Below are 15,041 nucleotides of genomic sequence, written 5' to 3'. Positions count from 1 at the left end.
AGGAGAGCAATGGACATCGAGCTCACCGCTCTCGCCACATCGGGAGCCACCACCCTGGTCTCCCTCATGGCCACCGACTCCTGGACACACGCACGCGGCCTCATCGCCCGGCTCCTCACCCACAATGGCCCCGACCGCAGCACACTCGCCGAACTGGACGACGCCCACAGCCAACTGACCGGTGCAGACCCCCGGCACGCTCACCAGACCGCCGCTGAACTCATCGCCCAATGGACCACCCATTTGCAGCACCTCATGGCAGCAGAACCTGCCGCCCGCGACGAACTGCGCTCCCTCCTGCGCTCCCTGGAACGTCTCACCGGCACCGCGACAACGCCGGCGGCCACCGTCCACAACGAGATCAACGGCGACATCCACCACGCACCCGTCATCCAAGCCGGTCGCATTCACACACTCACTCTCCACGCCCCTGCGCGCCAGCCCGAAGACAACCTCCCGTGACGCCGTGGAATCGACCACACGCAGGTTTCCAAGATGAGAACGGCGTGGCGCGCGTGGCCCGTGCGGATGAGTGATGAGGACAGCACGGATCGGCCGGACGCGGGTTCGCTGAGTGCGATGTACCTGGAGACGCTGCGCCTGCGGATGGAGCCGGAGAAGTTCGACGTCCTGGCCGATGCGCTGAAGGGGTTCAAGAAGGCGTCGGAGGCCGGCTTTGACGGGACGGGCTTCGACGTCAACGAAGAGCTGTTCACCGACGACGTGCGCCGCGAGCTCGCGACGGTCCTGACGATGGCGGCCACCGGCCGCACGGACGACCGGGTCGTGGAGGGCGTGGAGGGTGACCCCAGCATGGGCTGCATGGTGGTGACGGCGGAGGTCGCGGACGACCCGGTGAAGCTGGCGGAGCTCCGCGCGCAGATGCTCCGCATGGTCGAAGAGGGCGACTTCCCGGAGTGACGGCGTCGGGCGGACCTACGCCGCACTCCGCAGCGGCCGGTCCGGCCGGCACACCTCGCACGCCGCGGCGTCGGGCCGCTCGAGGGCGGCGCGGGCCTGCTCGGTGGTGACAGGGCGGGCGAGGTCGCGGGAGGCGTGGCAGGTGCCGCGCTGGATGATGCGGGCTGGACCGCGCTCGGTGCCGAAATAGACCGGCTCTTCGACCTTCCAGGCCGGGTCGACGCCGACGCGCCCGGTGGGCACCTGGTCGTACGCCTGGCCGTCGATCGGCTCGCAGCGGGAGGCGGGGGCCGTGAAGTCGACGGGGGAGGGTTCGTCGGCCAGGCGGCCGGAGCGCTGGGGAGATGGATCTGTAGCCGATACCACCACGACCGGTCGGTCTCCCGCAGCCGGCTCTTCACCACGGCGTAGAGGTCCTGGCCGTCAGGCAGCCGCACCCTCGCCAGCGGGCCGTCGGCCTGCGGCAGGACAGCCGGCCGCGCCTGGCCCTGCTCCTGCTCCTGGTCGCGGTCGTCGCTCACCCCACAAATCTAGTTCGATTCTCCGTTCGATTCCACGGTGGAATGCATCCCTTGCTGCCCCGGCGATCAAGGTTCGGTTGGGCTTGCTCCGACGTGCGGGTGGGCGGCGCTGAAGCCGGGGGCTTGGATGCTGCGATCTCAGGCGACTCGCTGGAGGGCGAGCATCACGATGTCGTCGCTGAGTCCGGCGGTGTACTGGGTCAGGTCGTTGCGAATGTCTTCCAGCAGGGCGCTGGGAGCGTGTTGTTGTCCGCGGAGGCCCAGATGACCGCGCCGACGGTCAGGACACTGAGCAGCAGGACGTCGAGCGGGCCGAGGGACACCGCGGCCAGCGCCGGCACCGCGACCAGCAGACCCCCGATACGAATCCCGCCGCCGCCGATCAGGTCCACACCGAGCAGAGCGGCGAGAGGGACGCGAGCGCGGCGGTGAGCAGGACCGGCCGGGATTTATACGCCCTCCAACCGACCGGCCGCCCGCCGGCGCCGCTCGAGGCCTGGAGCGCGACCGTGACGCCGTGACCGCCGCACTCACCCTTCCCTGCAGCAACGGCCCCACCGAAGGCGTCAACACCAAGACCAAGCGGATCGCCCGCCAGAAGCACGGACGAGCAGGCTTCACACTCCTCCGCCACCGCATCCTCCTCGGATAACAACACGTTCCGTCACCGCCGAAAGTGAGACAGGGCCGCTGATTGGACACACCCGTCGAACTCACCCGCGTGCACGCCGAGCAGCGGGCGGCGTACAAGTTCGATCCGGACGCTGTCCGGCACCGAGCCATCGGCACGGTGCTGCTCGGCGTCGGCGGCGGTGAGCGTTGTCCAGGTCTCGTCCGGGACGATGGCGTCGTCGTAGCCGGCCTCGCTGGCGGTCTGCCGGGCCGGTGCGATGTCGCACCGGCCGCGTATGCCGTCGAAGGTGTCGAATGCGAGTCGCGGGCCCATGGCCATCCTGGGGGCGGGTGCGGGGCTACTTGTCGTCGAGGTCTTCGCCGAAGGTGACGTCCAACTCGGCGGCGAGGGCCTCGGCCAGCTGCAGTGTCTGGGCCTGGTCGATGACGATCTGCTTGAGTGAGGAGAGGCCGCGCAGCTGGGAGAGGGTGTTGCCCCGCAGGTCCAGGCCTCGGTACTTCCCGCCGTGGAACTCAGTCAGCCGGAGGTCACAGTCGTGGATCAGGGCCGCGCCCAAGTCGGCCGCGTCGAAAGTGGTCTCGCGCAGCGAGCACTTGGAGAAGATCATGGGGCCGGTGGCCCGGACGCGGGCGAGAGTGCTGTAGTCGAGCTTGCAGTTCTCGAAGAGCACGTTGTCGAGCGTGACGTCTTCGAGGGTGGCGCCCATGAGCTTGCAGTCGCGGAAGACGGTTCGGGAGAGCTTGCTGTCGGTCCACTGCAGGGAGGACAGATCACAGCCGATGAACTCCACGGAGTCGACGCGGAGCTTCTCCAGGCGGGTTCGCTGGGCCTTCAGGCCGGTGATCCGTCCCTCGAGCAGGTGGGTGTCGGCCAGGTCGAGGTCCCGGAGATCGGCGTCGGCGTAGTGGAACCCCGCGAGCTGGCCGCGTCCGCCCTCGAGCGAGGTGACGTTGGAGAGATAGAGGCCAGGCTCGTTCAGCGCGGGGAGGGTGACGCTCGTGCGGCGGATCGAGCGGGTGTCCATCAACAGCCTTTCAGCGCGGTGACTCGGCGCCGGGTGCTGCCGGCCCCCCGAAGAGGCCGGCAGCACCGAGCGGCTACTTCTTGTTCCAGTTGTCCCAGGTCGGACGGTTGTCGAAGGGGGCCGGGTTCTTCGCCCAGTTGTCCCACGTGGGCCGGTTGTCCCACGTCGTTCCAACGATCACCGGGGGCGGGGCGTCGCGCGTGGCTATCAACTCCATCACGACGGGGGTGTCGGATGTGGCGAGTCTGCTCAGGACGGTCATGCTGCTGTCTCCTTCGTTGCGAGTGTGGACAGGGCCGTGACCAGGGCCTGCCGGGAGACCCGGCAGTAGTTGGTCTCAGTGGACTGGAGGCTGCCGTTCTCGAAGTAGCGGGTGGCGGCCTGTGCTCCGCGGCAGAAGTCGAAGAACGGGCATTCGGCCTGGCAGCGGTCCAGGCCGGTGAGGAAGTCGCGCACGTAGCCGAGGCGGTGGGCCCCGCGGAGGATCTCGGCCAGGGGCTGTTCGAGGATGTTGCCGGCCATGAAGTTGTCGTACTCGGGTGCCTCTGTGTCCGCGAGTTCGGGAGAGAGCAGGACCACGTCGCCCTTCCAGGAGACGGTGGGGATCGGATCGAGCCGTCGTCGTTCCCATTCGGCTCTCTGGCCGGAGCGGATCAGCTGGAGGTACTCGGCGAGGCGGTCGACTTCCCGGACCTCCGGGGCGTCGGGGTGCTCGCGGGACCAGGTGAGGGTGCGGCGCCAGGGCTCCTCGGCCTGGACTGGGGTGGGCGGCTGCCGGTCAGTGTTGGCCCCTTCGATCTCCTCGATGTTGAAGCCCACCGAGTGACCGCCCAGGGAAGCCAGGAACTCCAGCAGTTCCTCCGGCATCGTGATGCCCAGGGCGCCGACCACCGAGATGACGGAGAACGGGATGCCGTGCTCACGCAGTTGCGTGATGCCGCGCAGGATCCGGTTGGCTTCGTTCACGTTCAGCGACAGCGTTTGTCGATGAGTTTGAGCAGCGGTTAGCGATCAGCGGAGCGATGATTGTTCACGAGTTTTGACGGCGCTTCGCGTTGCAGTCGTGTCCGTCGCCAGGCAGACCCATGACGTTCAACACGGGTTGCTCGCCCTCGGGGATCTCGAAGGTGAAGTTCGCTCTTGTCGGGATCGCCACGAGCGAGCACTGGTCTCCGAAGGTCAGTGGCGGGTAGGGCTCCCAGGGGCAGCCAGCCTTGTCCAGGGCGGAGAGGACGTCTGCGTGCTTGAGTCCTGCGGGGAAGGTGCCCGTCCCCCCGACAAGCGCCGGGGGGAGTTCGACGACGTCGCGCCAGGTCTGGACGCAGATGAGAGACACCTTGCGGCAGCGGCAGACACTCAGTTCGAGGTCCCCGTAGGCGAAGAGCCTCGGCCACCTTCTGTTCCGGCTCATCGTTCCGACGTCCCACGGCTCGCCGAGAGCTGCGGTCACATCGCGCCACTCGGCTCCGCTAAATACCGGGCCCAGTCGGCCCGTCTTCGCCATGCTGGTCAGGACATCGAGGATCTCCACGAGACGGAGCCTGACAGGTGTCCTGACCAGCGGTCCAGGGGTTTCTGGATCAGCCCGCTGCGGGCTCTTCGACTCGGGCCCGAGTGTTGGCGAGACGGTAGGAGTCGGTGCCGGTCTCGATGATGGTGCCGTTGAAGGTGAGGCGGTCGACGATGGCCGCGCAGAGGCGGGGGTCGGTGAAGGTCTTGGTCCAGCCGCCGAAGGACTCGTTGGAGGCGATGGCGACGCTGTTCTTTTCCTCGCGTTCGGTCAGGACCTGGAAGAGGAGTTCGGCGCCGTGGCGGTCGAGTTCCATGTAGCCGAGTTCATCGATCTATGCGGATATCCACATAGGTGGACGAGCTGGGCTATCTGCCGTTGCCCGAGGACGGCGCCTCGGCGCTGTTCCAGGTGATCAACCAGAGGTATCTGAAGTCGTCGACGATCTTGAGCACCAACGTCGGCATTGCTGATTGGGCCTCGGCGTTCGGGGACGCGACGGTCGCCGCGGCGATGCTGGACCGGCTCCTGCATCGGGCGACCGTCGTCGGCATCGACGGCCCGTCTTATCGGCTCCGCCACCACCAGTCCCACGCCGAGACACTTCGCCAGGGAGTGAATGCCCGTGTCTCTTGAACCCACCATCAGTGCAGGCGAGTTGGACCGGACCTGCCCTGAGTGCGGCGTCGGTTTCACGGTCGATTCGGTGGCCAGCCGCCGCAAATACTGCTCGCCGGCCTGCCGGGAGAAGGGCTGCGCGCACCTGCCCAAGCAGCGCGTTTGCCCGCAGTGCGACAGGGAGTTCACCACCGACATGAGCCGGAAGAGGAAGTTCTGCTCGCCCGAGTGCCTGGTCGCGTTCCGTCACAGCGAGGAACAGCAGGAGGCCCGTCTCTGCCCGGTCTGCGACAACCCTTTCCAGGCGCCGAAGACCGTCCGCACCGTCTACTGCTCGATGGTCTGCCGCCAGGAGGCCGAACGCGTCCGTGACCAGGCCCTCAATGAGGAACGGGACCGCCGCCTCGCCCAGACGGCGCCGCCCGCACTGCAGGCCCGGATCGAGTTGCCTCCACCTCCGCCACCGGGCCGCGCGAGCACGCGGCAGCAGGCACCTGTCCGGGACCCGCTGGAACCGACCGCGACCCGGAACTGTCCGCACTGCCAGCAGCCGATCACGATCGTCGCGCTGCTGGCCACCCCGGAGGCCGCGAGGCCGACCATGCCTCACCACCGCACCGACGTCGTTCCGCTGCGGCGCAATCCCTGAGCAGACCTTCTGCCGGTCCCTGGCTCACAGATCGAGCTGGGGACGGGCGGGGTCGAGGAGGTCCGGGTCCTGGCGGGCGAATGCGTCTTCGAATGCTCGCCATCCCTTCTCCCGGACGAAGACGGTCTCCTGCTCCGTGATGGGGATAAGCCAGACGATGGCGACATCGCTGCCGTTCTCGATGGTTACCGAGAAGAAGTCGTCGTCGAAGTAGACGGGAAGCCCTGCATAAAGCGACGACATGGTTCCACCGGGCAACGGAGCGGGAAGCGCCACCACATCGCCGCGCAGGATCGCCTGGCCGCTAGCCAGCAACTGCCCGGTGACGAATTCCAGCACGTCGGGGAAGTGTCCATGGCCAGTAGCGCGGCTGGTGTTCTCGCAGGCCAGCAGCTCCAAGTGGAAGTGTCGGTCCGAAGCCGGATGCCGCAACGGAGTTCGGGAGTGGCCGACCGTCGCGAACGACTGGCAGCCAGCGAGGCGGCCGTCGCGGAAGCACGCCACCTGAGGACTGCCCTGCACGGCGTCTGCGGGCGGGGACCAGGCACCGATCATCCTGCCCAGCCTGCTCTCAAAGTGGTCTATAAGCTCCGGCACCAGGCTCTCCCGTCTGCCCCGAGCGAGTCAGGCCCGGTGACGACCAATGATCCCCTGGACACTAACGATGGCGACCAGACCTGAGCGAGCCAGGTCGACCAACGCGCACTGCCTCCACTGCCGCCCCTCACCGATCACCAGGGCCCGGCGACCTTCGGTCGCCGGGCCCTCACGCTGACGCTGGTCGCTCCCCACGAATCCCCACACCGTTGAACACCGAACGAACTGAGGCGAGCAGCGTCCCCGGCCGTTTTCGACCATTCTCATCAACGGCGGGACGGCACCGTGCAGGGGCGCGATCCTGCGCGGCGCGGACCTGCACGAGGCGGACCTGACCGGCGCGATCCTGCACAGCGTGCGGATCGGGCGGCCTGAGCCCGATCCCGTCGCGCACACGACCGGGCCCCGGAGGCGTTGCGGTTGCCTCTGGGGCCCGAGCCGTTCGGCACGGGCCTACCCAACCTCGCTGCTGTCTCGGCTCAGCCGCTGCGTGCAGCTGCTTGCGCCGTGCTGCCGCCTCTCCGGCCGTGCTCGCCGGTGCTGTCGGGCTCAGTTGACCGGCGGCTCCTCCAGCCCACCCGCGTGTCGAACCGGGCAATCTCGCATCAACGTCGCATGCGGGCGCCCAGCCTCTTCGCCCACGCGTCCGTCGGCCCCCGATCGTGTGGGCTCGTCCCCGCAGTGCGGCCCCCGGATTGCGTCTCGGGTTACCTTCGTTGCCGACGGCTGGTGTGAGCCGTGCTTGCCCGGGCACTCCGGCCGTAGAGGTGGTGTGGACCGGTCGCGGGCATTGCGGATCTGGAAGGGTATGTAGACGTGACGACGCCCCGTCGGCCGGTTGGCTGACGGGGCGTCGGGTGTGTCAGTCAGTGCGAGTCGTTCGGGACCGTTACCGTGACCTACGGTCGAACGAGCTCGTGCCAGAGGCTGCACTCGCCAACATCGTCGCTTACCGGGCAAACCCTGATTCTGATCTTGGTGATCCCGCCTTGGGGGCCGGGCTGCGTGAAGTTGAAGCTCGTCGTTTCAGCGTTTGCGCTGCGGGTTTGGAGGCTGAGGCCCGTATCACCCTGGTAGAAGTCGAATTCGACGAAGGAGCCGCCCGGCACGTGCGCGGAGTCAACCACGTATCCTTGGACGCCGACAGACTGGTTGTACCAGGTGAACGATCCCGCAGTTGCGGTGCCCGTGGCTTCGTAGCGTCCGAATGACGTTACCGGGTAGGACGCATAGGCAGGGCTGGTAGCTGTTAGGGCCACGCCTAGCGATGCTGCAGTTACCGCCCCGGCGCTGATGAACACGCGTCTCATTAGTGATCTCCCGTCAGCAGGATGTCCCTTGGCCGGAGAATACTGGTTGTCTGGCAGTAGGTAGCTGTAACTCAGCCCAATCCGACGGGGTTCTTCGCGACCTCGGCCTCGGCATCGATGAGGACGCGGCCGGCGTTCTGGAGCAGCACCCGGCACAGGGCACGGTCGCACGAGCCGTCGACGGCCGTCTCGTCGATCGTCGTCGGGGTGCCGACCGAGCGCCACGCGTGCGGGTGTACGAGACCACACCTGCGGGTGACCTGCCGCCCCTGGGAGCCAACGGATCGGGCCATTCCGCTTTGTGACGGGTTGTGTGGCGTCGCTCACAATCGCTCCGGCGCTGCGCCGGAGTCCTGATCGGGCGTGGGATGCGCAGTGTGTGCGCGTTTGGGAGTACACCCTGGTCGGTGCCGCGGAGTGGACCAGACCTCTCGGCCCATAACGGGCATGTGCTCAGTTCGTCGACGACGACGTCGACCTCCCCCTGCCCGCCGACGGCTTCGCCGCCCGCATAGAGGAGATGGCCGCGGGAGTCTAGCGGCCCGCACCGTCCCGTCCCGGGTGCGGTGACCACCCGGGACGGGCTGCCGGAGCTCCGTCGCTGATGGCGGACGCGGGTGGGCGACTTCGGCTGTAGGCTCCTGCGGGACCGGGGTGCGCTGGTGTACAGAGCGGCCGTCAGCCCGACGGGCGAGTCCGCCTAGGCATCCGCTTCGATGACACGGGGGTTCGGCCCAAGTCAGGGTCCCCCGGGGTGCCGTAGAAGTGGGCATCCCAAGCGATCAGCTTGTCGGTGAGTCGGCCGAACTCTGCGGCCAGGTCGTACACTTCCTCGCTGTAAACCAGCGGGAACACCACCTGGTCGGGCTTGCTTCCCTTGACGACGTGCCAACCGTGAGTGTCATCGTCGTAGCTCCAGCATCCGTGAATGAACAGGTTCCGCCGCTCGAAGCGGCTTCTGCACAGTTCCAGGTCGTGGATCAGAGCCTGGCGGGCGTGGGCGGGAACCTGATCCAGTGGGATGGTATCCAGCCGTTTCAAGGCCCCGTCGATGTAGTCGGTAGTGACTCTGCCCTGCGGCTTATCCGAGTAGGGCCTCTCGACATTCCCCAGGTGGGCGTAGATGCCGTGCAGGATGTACTCAGCTTCTGCGGCGCGCTGGACCAGGAGCCCCAAGCTGATGGTGATGGGGATGCCTGAAATTCCCCAGGGTCTGCTCTACTCCCCACTTGGTCAAGCGGTAAACGATGAGGTCGGGGTCGTGCCCCGGACCGACTTGGCTCAGGCCGGCGCGTCCATCAGGAAGGTGACATAGGCATCCAACCGCTCCTCCACAGCTCGTGTCGTCAGCTCGGTCCGTCCTGCCTCCCGCCACGGCTGCGCAACCCACTGCACTTCCTCCGAGAACGCCAGTGGCTCTCGCACCTGCCAGTACAGCCGCTCGTCCGCGGCCGCGGCCAGCATCCCGTCGGCCTCCTGGTACGCCTCGGTGAAGCGCAGGCCCCACCCCGGGCCGTGCAGCAGCGCGAGATTGGTGGAGCAGTGCGCCACGTCGAGGTCCGCCGGGCCCCAGGAGGCCGCCGCCCAGTCGACCACGCCGGTGATCCGGGCACTGTCGGCACCGGCCGGGTCCTCGGGTGACAGGTCGAACAGCACGTTGCCGGGCTGGAAATCCCGGTGCAGGAACCGGCCTTCGTAGCGCGGAGCGGGCCTGCGGATCACGTCGATCGCGGCGGCCCAGACGGCGGCGTCGGCGGCCTCGGGGGTCACAACTGTGTCAGCGGTCGTCAGCGCCACGTACTCCTGGGGCCGGACGACCGGCCGCACCGCGTGAACCGCAACGAGTTGACGGGCCAGCAGGTGCAGGCGCGTCTCCAGCCCCTCGTCGTCGAGGATCATCCGGCCCGGTAGGTGGGTCATGAGGAGCGAGGGGTACTCGCAGTGCGCCCTGGTCGGATCGACGGCGACGAGTCCGGGAGCCGGCACGCCGGTGCCGGTGCCGGTGCCGGTGCCGGTGCCGGTGCCGGCGAGCGTGGTCAGGGCCTCGGCCTCCCTGTGCAGGAGGTCCTCGGCCGGCCCCTGCCGGGTCGGGTCGACGAAGGAGCGCAGCACCAGGTGTCGGGTGCCTCCGCCCCGCGTGCCGATGGTCAGCCTCCGCATGTCGGCGGTGGCGCCGCCGTGCAGCGCCTCGGCTCCGACGATCCGCTCGCCAGCCTCCAGGTGCCGGCGCACCCAGGCCAGTGTCAACGGTCGGACAGTCGCCACATCATCAGGATTGGTCACCGTGCCACCTCATCATCCGGTCGGCGGCACGCGCGAACCCTTACGGGCCTGTCCGCAAGTCAGCGTGCAAGTGGTGGGTGGGGCGGTCGGGCGAGCAGGTCCGTCCGCACCCATAGCGAGGGGTGGGGAATTTCAAGAAGCCTCATCAATGGTGAGCGCGGCCTGGTCGGCGTTCAGGCCGTCCAGCAATTCTGCGGTGCTGATGTTGATGCACGATTCGTCTGGCGAGGCGTCGGCAGACGGTGAGGCGCTCATGGGCAGACTCCCGGTGTCGAAGAACGGGGGGAAGAGTGTGACCGCCAGCGCTGGGGAATGGTTGCGGGCTCGGGCGGATGCCTGCTGCCCGTAGATGTGTCCGGATCAGCCTGTCGGGTTCGCCTTGCCCAGCTGCTGACATGAAGGGCACCTGGGCAAGGCGATGAGCGAGCCGCGGACGCCGGGCATCTCCTAGCGCTGGGAGATGCTCGCTACCAGGGCGTTGATGAGCTCTTGCAGCGCAGTGATCTCCGTGCGGAGATCGTCGTCGACGACTTCTGGGAGATTGGCAGGATCGATCACCGCGATGTTCTTCCGGGTGGCCTTCAGGGCGCTCTGGAAGCGTGCGCGTTGCTCGCCGATGCGTAGCTGCGGATCGGATTCGACGGCCTTATTGATCAGCTCTTGTACGGCCTGGTACGTGCTTGTCACGGCGTCGGGATCCGTGCCGGTCTCCGCGACCGCAGCCAGCCGCTCACTGACTTCCGCCTTCCAGGCCGGGGTGACGCCGGCACGCTCGGTCGGTACCCGGTCGTAGGGCTGCCCGTCGATGGGCTGGCAGCGGCTGGCCGGCGCGAGGAAGTCGATCGGCGCGGGTTCGTCGACCAGGCGGCCGCGCACCTGGGCGCCGGAGGGGAGGTGGATCTGCAGCCGGTACCACCACGACCGGTCGGTCTCCCGCAACCGGCTCTTGACCACGGCGTACAGGTGCTGCCCGTCGGGGAGGGCGACGTCGACCAGCGGCCCGTCGGCCTGCGGCAGGGGAGCGGGCTGCTCCTGGTCGTCGTCGGTGCTCATCCCGCCAATCTAATTCGATTCTCTGTTCGATTCCACGTGGAACGCCCTGCCCGACCGGGTCCGGTCGGCGTTGTCTCGTGCCGCTGGACCTTGACCATCTGCCACTGAACTTTGACGACTGCGTAGTTCGTACGCAGGGCGATTCGATCCGTTCGTCGGCGCCGCGCCGGATGCCCTGGCCTTCCCGGCGGGGCTTCGTCGCTCCCCTGCCGCTTGCCAGGGTCGAGTATGCGTACTCATGCGGGTGCGGGAGGACTGGCGCACGCTACGGGGACGCCGGAGCGTCCGGCGTCGGGCTCGGGGGGGCTCCATGATTTTCTTCGGTATGGCAGTGGCGCTGGTGGCCGCGGTCGTGGTGTGGCGACAGTCCCGCCGGTCGGAGCAGGGGCTCGGCCGAGCTCTGGGATGTCTTCTGGCAGGCGGAGTGATCCTTGCGCTGCTGGCCTGCGTATGGGCTGTCGTCGCCGTCCACACCGAGTGGAATCTCGGGCTCGACGTTCCGTCGCAGCAGATTGGCAGCAGCCTGGCGGGTCAAACCTCAGTGGCAAACGGTGAAGGTTCAGTGGCAGAGGACAGGTGTTCCATGGACGTCACTGCCGCAGGTTGCGGGCTTGGAGCAGTGGAGAGGCGGCGGTGAGCGCAAGCAGGTGAGCAACGGGAGGCCGGCGTGCGGAAGGAGCCTTCGGATGGCGGAGAGGAACAGGCCGGCCGCGGGCGTGTCCGGTGGACGCTTCGTGGTCATGATCGTCGGCGCGCTCGTCCGGCAGGCCGTCGCGACCGTTTTCAGCGGAGTCCCGTCGAACGCCCGCCTGCATCTCACCGTCAGGTCTCCTCGCGTCCGCCGGGCCCGCCGGGAGGCATGGGCCGACATGCGCGCTCGGGTCGACGCATGCGCCGCCGCAGTACCGTCCGCGCACCTGCTGTGCTGTCGTTACGTCGATGAGGTGGGCCGCGTCTCGCGCTCCGGGAACGTGCCGATGTTCGGATCCGGTGGGCGGGTCAAGGCGCTCTCGCGCTAGTCGCCACGCTCAGTGCCGAGGCCTGGTTCGGCACTGACGCCGACCCCGAGGAGGCTCTGCGGGAGCTGATCGGCAGCGCCGAAGGTCCCTGGCGGCAAGGGCACAGGGGCTGGTTCAGCCCGCCCAACACCCGCTGGGAGCGGGACTCACCAAAGCGGCTGCTGGCCTGGCAGGAGGAGTCCCGGCGGCGCAACCGCTTCGTCATCCTGCACACCGGGCGGACCGAACCGGCCGGCTGGTCCATCGCCGGGGCCCGTGCGCAGTACGGCACGCTACTGCCGTGGACCGAGTTCACCGTCTATTTCACGGTGCCCAAGTACCCCTGGCTGGGAGCGCCAGCACGGTTGTGGCACCGGCTCAGGCATTCCGCTCCAGCACGATCGGGCCGGGCATGAAGCCCCTGCCCACGGCGCGTCGGTGCTGCGGCACGCCACCACAGTCAATCGCGCATTCGCCGACCTGAACCGCCAGATCACCGCCGTCCGGTAAGGCCTACGCCAACTCCATGACCGCCACGACACCCTCGACGGCTGGTTGTCTCATGGGAATGCCTCCCGCGCTGCCCCGGCGATCAAGATTCGGCTGCGCCTGCTCCAGCGGGCGGGTGGGCGGCGCTGAAGCCGGGGGCTTGGATGCTGCGGTTTCAGGCGACTCGCTGGAGGGCGAGCATCACGATGTCGTCGCTGAGTCCGGCGGTGTATTGGGTCAGGTCGCTTTGGACGTCTTCCAGCAGGACGGTGGGGGTGTCGCGGGTGCTGTGTGCGAGGCGGTCGGTGAGCGGGTAGAAGGCGCCCTCGGGGTTGCGGGACTCGATCACGCCGTCGGTGTAGAGCATCAGGATGTCGCCGATCTCCAGGTCGTAGCTGTCGACGTGGTGGTCCTCCCGGCAGAGGTCGCCCAGTCCGAGGGGCAGCTCGGGCACGTCGGGCATGAGCGGGATGACGCGGTCGCCTCGGATGAGCAGCGGCGGGGGGTGGCCGCAGTTCGCGATGCGCACGGTGCTGGCGTCGGCGGCGATGTCCACGACGACGGCGGTCACGAACCGCTCCAGGAACTCGGTCTCGACTGGGCGGGGGCCCAGGGTTCCGGGTTCCCCGCTCTCCTCCAGGTCCACCAGGTCGTCGCGCAGGCCCTGGTCGAGGTAGCCCGGCAGCGCCTCCAGCGGGACGCCGGAGCGTGCCGACAGGCGGAAGGTGCTCAGCAGCAGCCCTACGACCTCGACGGCGGCCATGCCCTTGCCCTGGACGTCGCCGACGAGCACCCGGATGTCGCCTCGCCGGTCGACGCCGGCGGCGTAGAGGTCGCCGCCGATCGCCGCCTCCTCCTCCGCGGCCAAATACATCGAGGAGATCGTGACCCGGCCGAGCCGGCCCGGCAGCGGGCGCAGCAGGGCCCGCTGGGCAGCCTCCGCGACCTTCCGCGCCTGGGCCAGCTGGCTCTCGCGGCGTCCGCGCGCCCGCGCGGCCAGCACGGCCGCGCCGCCGACCAGCACCACAGTCGCCAGCACCACGGGAAAGTTCGCGGTGCCGAGCGTGTTGTTGTCCGCCGAGGCCCAGACGACCGCGCCGACGGTCAGGACACTGAGCAGCAGGACGTCGAGCGGGCCGAGGAACACCGCGGCCAGCGCCGGCACCGCGACCAGCAGACCGCCGATACGGATCCCGCCGCCGCCGATCAGGTCCACACCGAGCAGCACAGCGAGAGACACGAGCGCGACGGGGAGCAGGACCGGCCGGGACTTACACGCCCTCCAACCGACCGGCCGCCCGCCGGCGCCGCTCCACTTCATAGCTCAAACGTACCGCCGCACCCCCCGACCTTCTCGGCAGGCGGACAAGCACAGGACGGCCCCATCGACATCACTACCGCAGGTCGCGGGCTTGGAACGGTGGAAAGCAGCGGGGGAGTGCAAGCAGGTGAGCAACCAGGCGATTGCTCACCTGCTTGCACCCGGAGCGGGACGTAAGGGCGTGGAATGGCGTGGAATGGCGTGGAATCGGGCAGTCCGGGCGCGGTGGAATCGTGTGGCGTGCGGGCTACCGGCGGGCGTTCGGCAGCCGGTGAGCACGGCGGCCGCGTTGGAGCTCCCGCAGGGCCGCGCGGATCTGGGGCGCGGTTGGCGCGGCCAGGCCGTCGAGCAGGTTGTCCACCAGGTGCGCCAGGTGGTCGATCCTCGGGTTGCGCCTCAGGGCCGTCTCTTTCGAGCGGAGGCTGGGTGCTGCCCCCGCCCATAGGCCGCTCGCGACAACCGCCGGTGCTTCCCGGCGGTAGCGAACAAATGTGTGACTGATGTGACTGATGTGGCTCGTCGGCGGGAGACGCGTTTCACGCCTTCGCGGCACGTCACCCCTTGACCACACCCCTTGTCCGGCCCCTTGACCACGCTGCGCCGCGGTCGGCCGGCACCTGTGTTCCTCCTGGACAGGGGCTGCTGCCGGGTGTGAACAGACCGCGGACAAGGGGGGCTCGTGCAGGCTGCGACCGGATCGCCGGCGACAGGTGCCGGGATGCGGAAGGGAGTCGCCGTGACAGGCGAGAGAGCGGGCGCGCAGCGGCAGCCAGCGGGGCCAACGCAGGGTGCATGCTGGACAGATGGGGCCGGCCGGACCGGAGGGCCGCCGGGCGGTGCAACCGGCCTGGCCGGGGCTGGCAGGCCACTTGGGTGGGCACTTGGGTTGCCACTGCGGAAGCCACTTCCGTGCCGGAGGTCCGCATGCATTTTGTTTCCGCAGGTCAGCGCCCGTTTATGCAAGTCGCACCGCTCGTCACAACCCCCTTGTTCCCCCTGTGATGACAGACGGCGGGGGGATCATCGGGTTCCCGGGAGCCCCCGGGACCCCTCCCCAGCCCCTGGGCCCCTCCGGCCGGGGCGGGCCTTGCCGCCCGACCCGTGGTCGGGCGG

21 protein-coding genes and 2 pseudogenes are annotated in these 15,041 nt (G+C 68.5%); 7 read left to right on the top strand and 16 right to left on the bottom strand.

Features of this window, described 5'->3' with window-relative positions; translation table 11 throughout:
* The first annotated feature begins 9 nt into the window (after window positions 1-9).
* Window positions 10-462, top strand: coding sequence for a hypothetical protein (locus C4U44_RS29160; RefSeq protein ID WP_103889048.1), 453 nt, complete (start codon window positions 10-12; stop codon window positions 460-462).
* A 66-nt stretch (window positions 463-528) separates the two neighbouring features.
* Window positions 529-921: a hypothetical protein gene (locus C4U44_RS29155; protein WP_103889047.1), complete on the top strand. Its 393-nt coding sequence runs from the start codon at window positions 529-531 to the stop codon at window positions 919-921.
* Between the two features lie 15 nt (window positions 922-936).
* Here C4U44_RS29155 and C4U44_RS29150 read toward each other — a convergent pair whose 3' ends face one another.
* Complete coding sequence (locus tag C4U44_RS29150; protein WP_103889046.1) at window positions 937-1,290, bottom strand: DUF6233 domain-containing protein; 354 nt, start codon at window positions 1,288-1,290, stop codon at window positions 937-939.
* Between the two features lie 352 nt (window positions 1,291-1,642).
* A complete protein-coding gene (locus tag C4U44_RS29145; protein WP_103889045.1) occupies window positions 1,643-1,834 on the bottom strand; it encodes a hypothetical protein in 192 nt (63 codons plus the stop codon).
* Window positions 1,835-1,932: 98 nt separating this feature from the next.
* Here C4U44_RS29145 and C4U44_RS29140 point away from each other — a divergent pair.
* A pseudogene (locus tag C4U44_RS29140) lies at window positions 1,933-2,094 on the top strand (transposase); the annotation flags it as partial.
* 12 nt (window positions 2,095-2,106) lie between these two features.
* On the opposite strand, the gene C4U44_RS29135 reads toward C4U44_RS29140, so the two are convergent.
* The 6 genes and pseudogenes from C4U44_RS29135 to C4U44_RS29110 form a co-directional block, all read right to left on the bottom strand.
* Window positions 2,107-2,388, bottom strand: a complete 282-nt coding sequence (locus tag C4U44_RS29135; RefSeq protein ID WP_103889044.1) for a hypothetical protein — start codon at window positions 2,386-2,388, stop codon at window positions 2,107-2,109.
* A gap of 25 nt (window positions 2,389-2,413) precedes the next feature.
* The gene (locus C4U44_RS29130) at window positions 2,414-3,100 is read right to left on the bottom strand and encodes a pentapeptide repeat-containing protein (protein ID WP_103889043.1); all 687 of its coding nucleotides are present in this window, start codon (window positions 3,098-3,100) and stop codon (window positions 2,414-2,416) included.
* A 73-nt stretch (window positions 3,101-3,173) separates the two neighbouring features.
* A complete protein-coding gene (gene amcA, locus C4U44_RS29125) occupies window positions 3,174-3,362 on the bottom strand; it encodes a multiple cyclophane-containing RiPP AmcA (RefSeq protein WP_103889042.1) in 189 nt (62 codons plus the stop codon).
* Window positions 3,359-4,066, bottom strand: coding sequence for a radical SAM protein (locus C4U44_RS29120; RefSeq protein ID WP_103889041.1), 708 nt, complete (start codon window positions 4,064-4,066; stop codon window positions 3,359-3,361). Before C4U44_RS29120 ends, amcA begins: the two co-directional genes overlap by 4 nt.
* A gap of 64 nt (window positions 4,067-4,130) precedes the next feature.
* Window positions 4,131-4,631 (bottom strand): hypothetical protein, encoded by a 501-nt coding sequence (locus C4U44_RS29115; protein WP_103889040.1) that lies wholly within the window; start codon window positions 4,629-4,631, stop codon window positions 4,131-4,133.
* A 49-nt stretch (window positions 4,632-4,680) separates the two neighbouring features.
* Window positions 4,681-4,944: pseudogene (locus C4U44_RS29110) on the bottom strand (ATP-binding protein); the annotation flags it as partial.
* Between the two features lie 20 nt (window positions 4,945-4,964).
* Here C4U44_RS29110 and C4U44_RS29105 point away from each other — a divergent pair.
* Both C4U44_RS29105 and C4U44_RS29100 read left to right on the top strand, forming a co-directional pair.
* Window positions 4,965-5,246 (top strand): ATP-binding protein, encoded by a 282-nt coding sequence (locus C4U44_RS29105; protein ID WP_235032430.1) that lies wholly within the window; start codon window positions 4,965-4,967, stop codon window positions 5,244-5,246.
* Between the two features lie 178 nt (window positions 5,247-5,424).
* Window positions 5,425-5,877 (top strand): hypothetical protein, encoded by a 453-nt coding sequence (locus tag C4U44_RS29100; protein ID WP_103889039.1) that lies wholly within the window; start codon window positions 5,425-5,427, stop codon window positions 5,875-5,877.
* Between the two features lie 24 nt (window positions 5,878-5,901).
* On the opposite strand, the gene C4U44_RS29095 is transcribed toward C4U44_RS29100, so the two are convergent.
* Window positions 5,902-6,432, bottom strand: a complete 531-nt coding sequence (locus tag C4U44_RS29095; protein WP_146088374.1) for a suppressor of fused domain protein — start codon at window positions 6,430-6,432, stop codon at window positions 5,902-5,904.
* A gap of 301 nt (window positions 6,433-6,733) precedes the next feature.
* Here C4U44_RS29095 and C4U44_RS43685 point away from each other — a divergent pair, with 301 nt between their 5' ends.
* Window positions 6,734-7,288: a pentapeptide repeat-containing protein gene (locus tag C4U44_RS43685; protein WP_103889122.1), complete on the top strand. Its 555-nt coding sequence runs from the start codon at window positions 6,734-6,736 to the stop codon at window positions 7,286-7,288.
* 85 nt (window positions 7,289-7,373) lie between these two features.
* On the opposite strand, the gene C4U44_RS41240 is transcribed toward C4U44_RS43685, so the two are convergent.
* From C4U44_RS41240 to C4U44_RS29065, 6 genes are all read right to left on the bottom strand, one after another.
* The gene (locus tag C4U44_RS41240) at window positions 7,374-7,775 is read right to left on the bottom strand and encodes a hypothetical protein (RefSeq protein WP_146088373.1); all 402 of its coding nucleotides are present in this window, start codon (window positions 7,773-7,775) and stop codon (window positions 7,374-7,376) included.
* Between the two features lie 80 nt (window positions 7,776-7,855).
* Window positions 7,856-8,077, bottom strand: a complete 222-nt coding sequence (locus C4U44_RS29080) for a hypothetical protein (RefSeq protein ID WP_103889036.1) — start codon at window positions 8,075-8,077, stop codon at window positions 7,856-7,858.
* A 385-nt stretch (window positions 8,078-8,462) separates the two neighbouring features.
* Window positions 8,463-8,960, bottom strand: a complete 498-nt coding sequence (locus C4U44_RS29075; protein ID WP_103889035.1) for a hypothetical protein — start codon at window positions 8,958-8,960, stop codon at window positions 8,463-8,465.
* Window positions 8,961-9,065: 105 nt separating this feature from the next.
* Window positions 9,066-10,049: a phosphotransferase family protein gene (locus C4U44_RS29070; protein ID WP_407642903.1), complete on the bottom strand. Its 984-nt coding sequence runs from the start codon at window positions 10,047-10,049 to the stop codon at window positions 9,066-9,068.
* Window positions 10,050-10,199: 150 nt separating this feature from the next.
* Complete coding sequence (locus tag C4U44_RS43310; RefSeq protein ID WP_265737348.1) at window positions 10,200-10,322, bottom strand: hypothetical protein; 123 nt, start codon at window positions 10,320-10,322, stop codon at window positions 10,200-10,202.
* A gap of 192 nt (window positions 10,323-10,514) precedes the next feature.
* Window positions 10,515-11,120 carry a hypothetical protein gene (locus C4U44_RS29065; RefSeq protein WP_103889033.1) on the bottom strand — a complete coding sequence of 202 codons (606 nt, stop codon included), beginning with the start codon at window positions 11,118-11,120 and terminating at the stop codon, window positions 10,515-10,517.
* Window positions 11,121-11,806: 686 nt separating this feature from the next.
* Between C4U44_RS29065 and C4U44_RS29060 the strand changes: the two genes are divergently transcribed.
* Window positions 11,807-12,139 (top strand): hypothetical protein, encoded by a 333-nt coding sequence (locus C4U44_RS29060; RefSeq protein ID WP_103889032.1) that lies wholly within the window; start codon window positions 11,807-11,809, stop codon window positions 12,137-12,139.
* Window positions 12,140-12,782: 643 nt separating this feature from the next.
* On the opposite strand, the gene C4U44_RS29055 is transcribed toward C4U44_RS29060, so the two are convergent.
* Window positions 12,783-13,847 (bottom strand): PP2C family protein-serine/threonine phosphatase, encoded by a 1,065-nt coding sequence (locus C4U44_RS29055; protein ID WP_160145137.1) that lies wholly within the window; start codon window positions 13,845-13,847, stop codon window positions 12,783-12,785.
* Between the last annotated feature and the right edge of the window lie 1,194 nt (window positions 13,848-15,041).

This window comes from Actinacidiphila yanglinensis, assembly GCF_900107965.1.
In the GTDB taxonomy this organism is placed as follows: Bacteria; Actinomycetota; Actinomycetes; order Streptomycetales; family Streptomycetaceae; genus Actinacidiphila; species Actinacidiphila yanglinensis.
The sequence above is the reverse complement of the archived record's forward strand: the minus strand, read 5'-3'. Positions and strand labels throughout refer to the sequence as shown.

Excerpts from the sequence above, each read along its gene's own strand:
- C4U44_RS29130 (WP_103889043.1), bottom strand. The coding sequence starts at position 3,100 with ATGGACACCCGCTCGATCCGCCGCACGAGCGTCACCCTCCCCGCGCTG.
- C4U44_RS43310 (WP_265737348.1), bottom strand. The coding sequence starts at position 10,322 with ATGAGCGCCTCACCGTCTGCCGACGCCTCGCCAGACGAATCGTGCATC.
- C4U44_RS29135 (WP_103889044.1), bottom strand. The coding sequence starts at position 2,388 with ATGGGCCCGCGACTCGCATTCGACACCTTCGACGGCATACGCGGCCGG.
- C4U44_RS29080 (WP_103889036.1), bottom strand. The coding sequence starts at position 8,077 with ATGGCCCGATCCGTTGGCTCCCAGGGGCGGCAGGTCACCCGCAGGTGT.
- C4U44_RS29065 (WP_103889033.1), bottom strand. The coding sequence starts at position 11,120 with ATGAGCACCGACGACGACCAGGAGCAGCCCGCTCCCCTGCCGCAGGCC.
- C4U44_RS29095 (WP_146088374.1), bottom strand. The coding sequence starts at position 6,432 with ATGATCGGTGCCTGGTCCCCGCCCGCAGACGCCGTGCAGGGCAGTCCT.
- C4U44_RS29060 (WP_103889032.1), top strand. The coding sequence starts at position 11,807 with ATGGCGGAGAGGAACAGGCCGGCCGCGGGCGTGTCCGGTGGACGCTTC.
- C4U44_RS29155 (WP_103889047.1), top strand. The coding sequence starts at position 529 with ATGAGTGATGAGGACAGCACGGATCGGCCGGACGCGGGTTCGCTGAGT.
- amcA (WP_103889042.1), bottom strand. The coding sequence starts at position 3,362 with ATGACCGTCCTGAGCAGACTCGCCACATCCGACACCCCCGTCGTGATG.
- C4U44_RS29100 (WP_103889039.1), top strand. The coding sequence starts at position 5,425 with ATGAGCCGGAAGAGGAAGTTCTGCTCGCCCGAGTGCCTGGTCGCGTTC.
- C4U44_RS29160 (WP_103889048.1), top strand. The coding sequence starts at position 10 with ATGGACATCGAGCTCACCGCTCTCGCCACATCGGGAGCCACCACCCTG.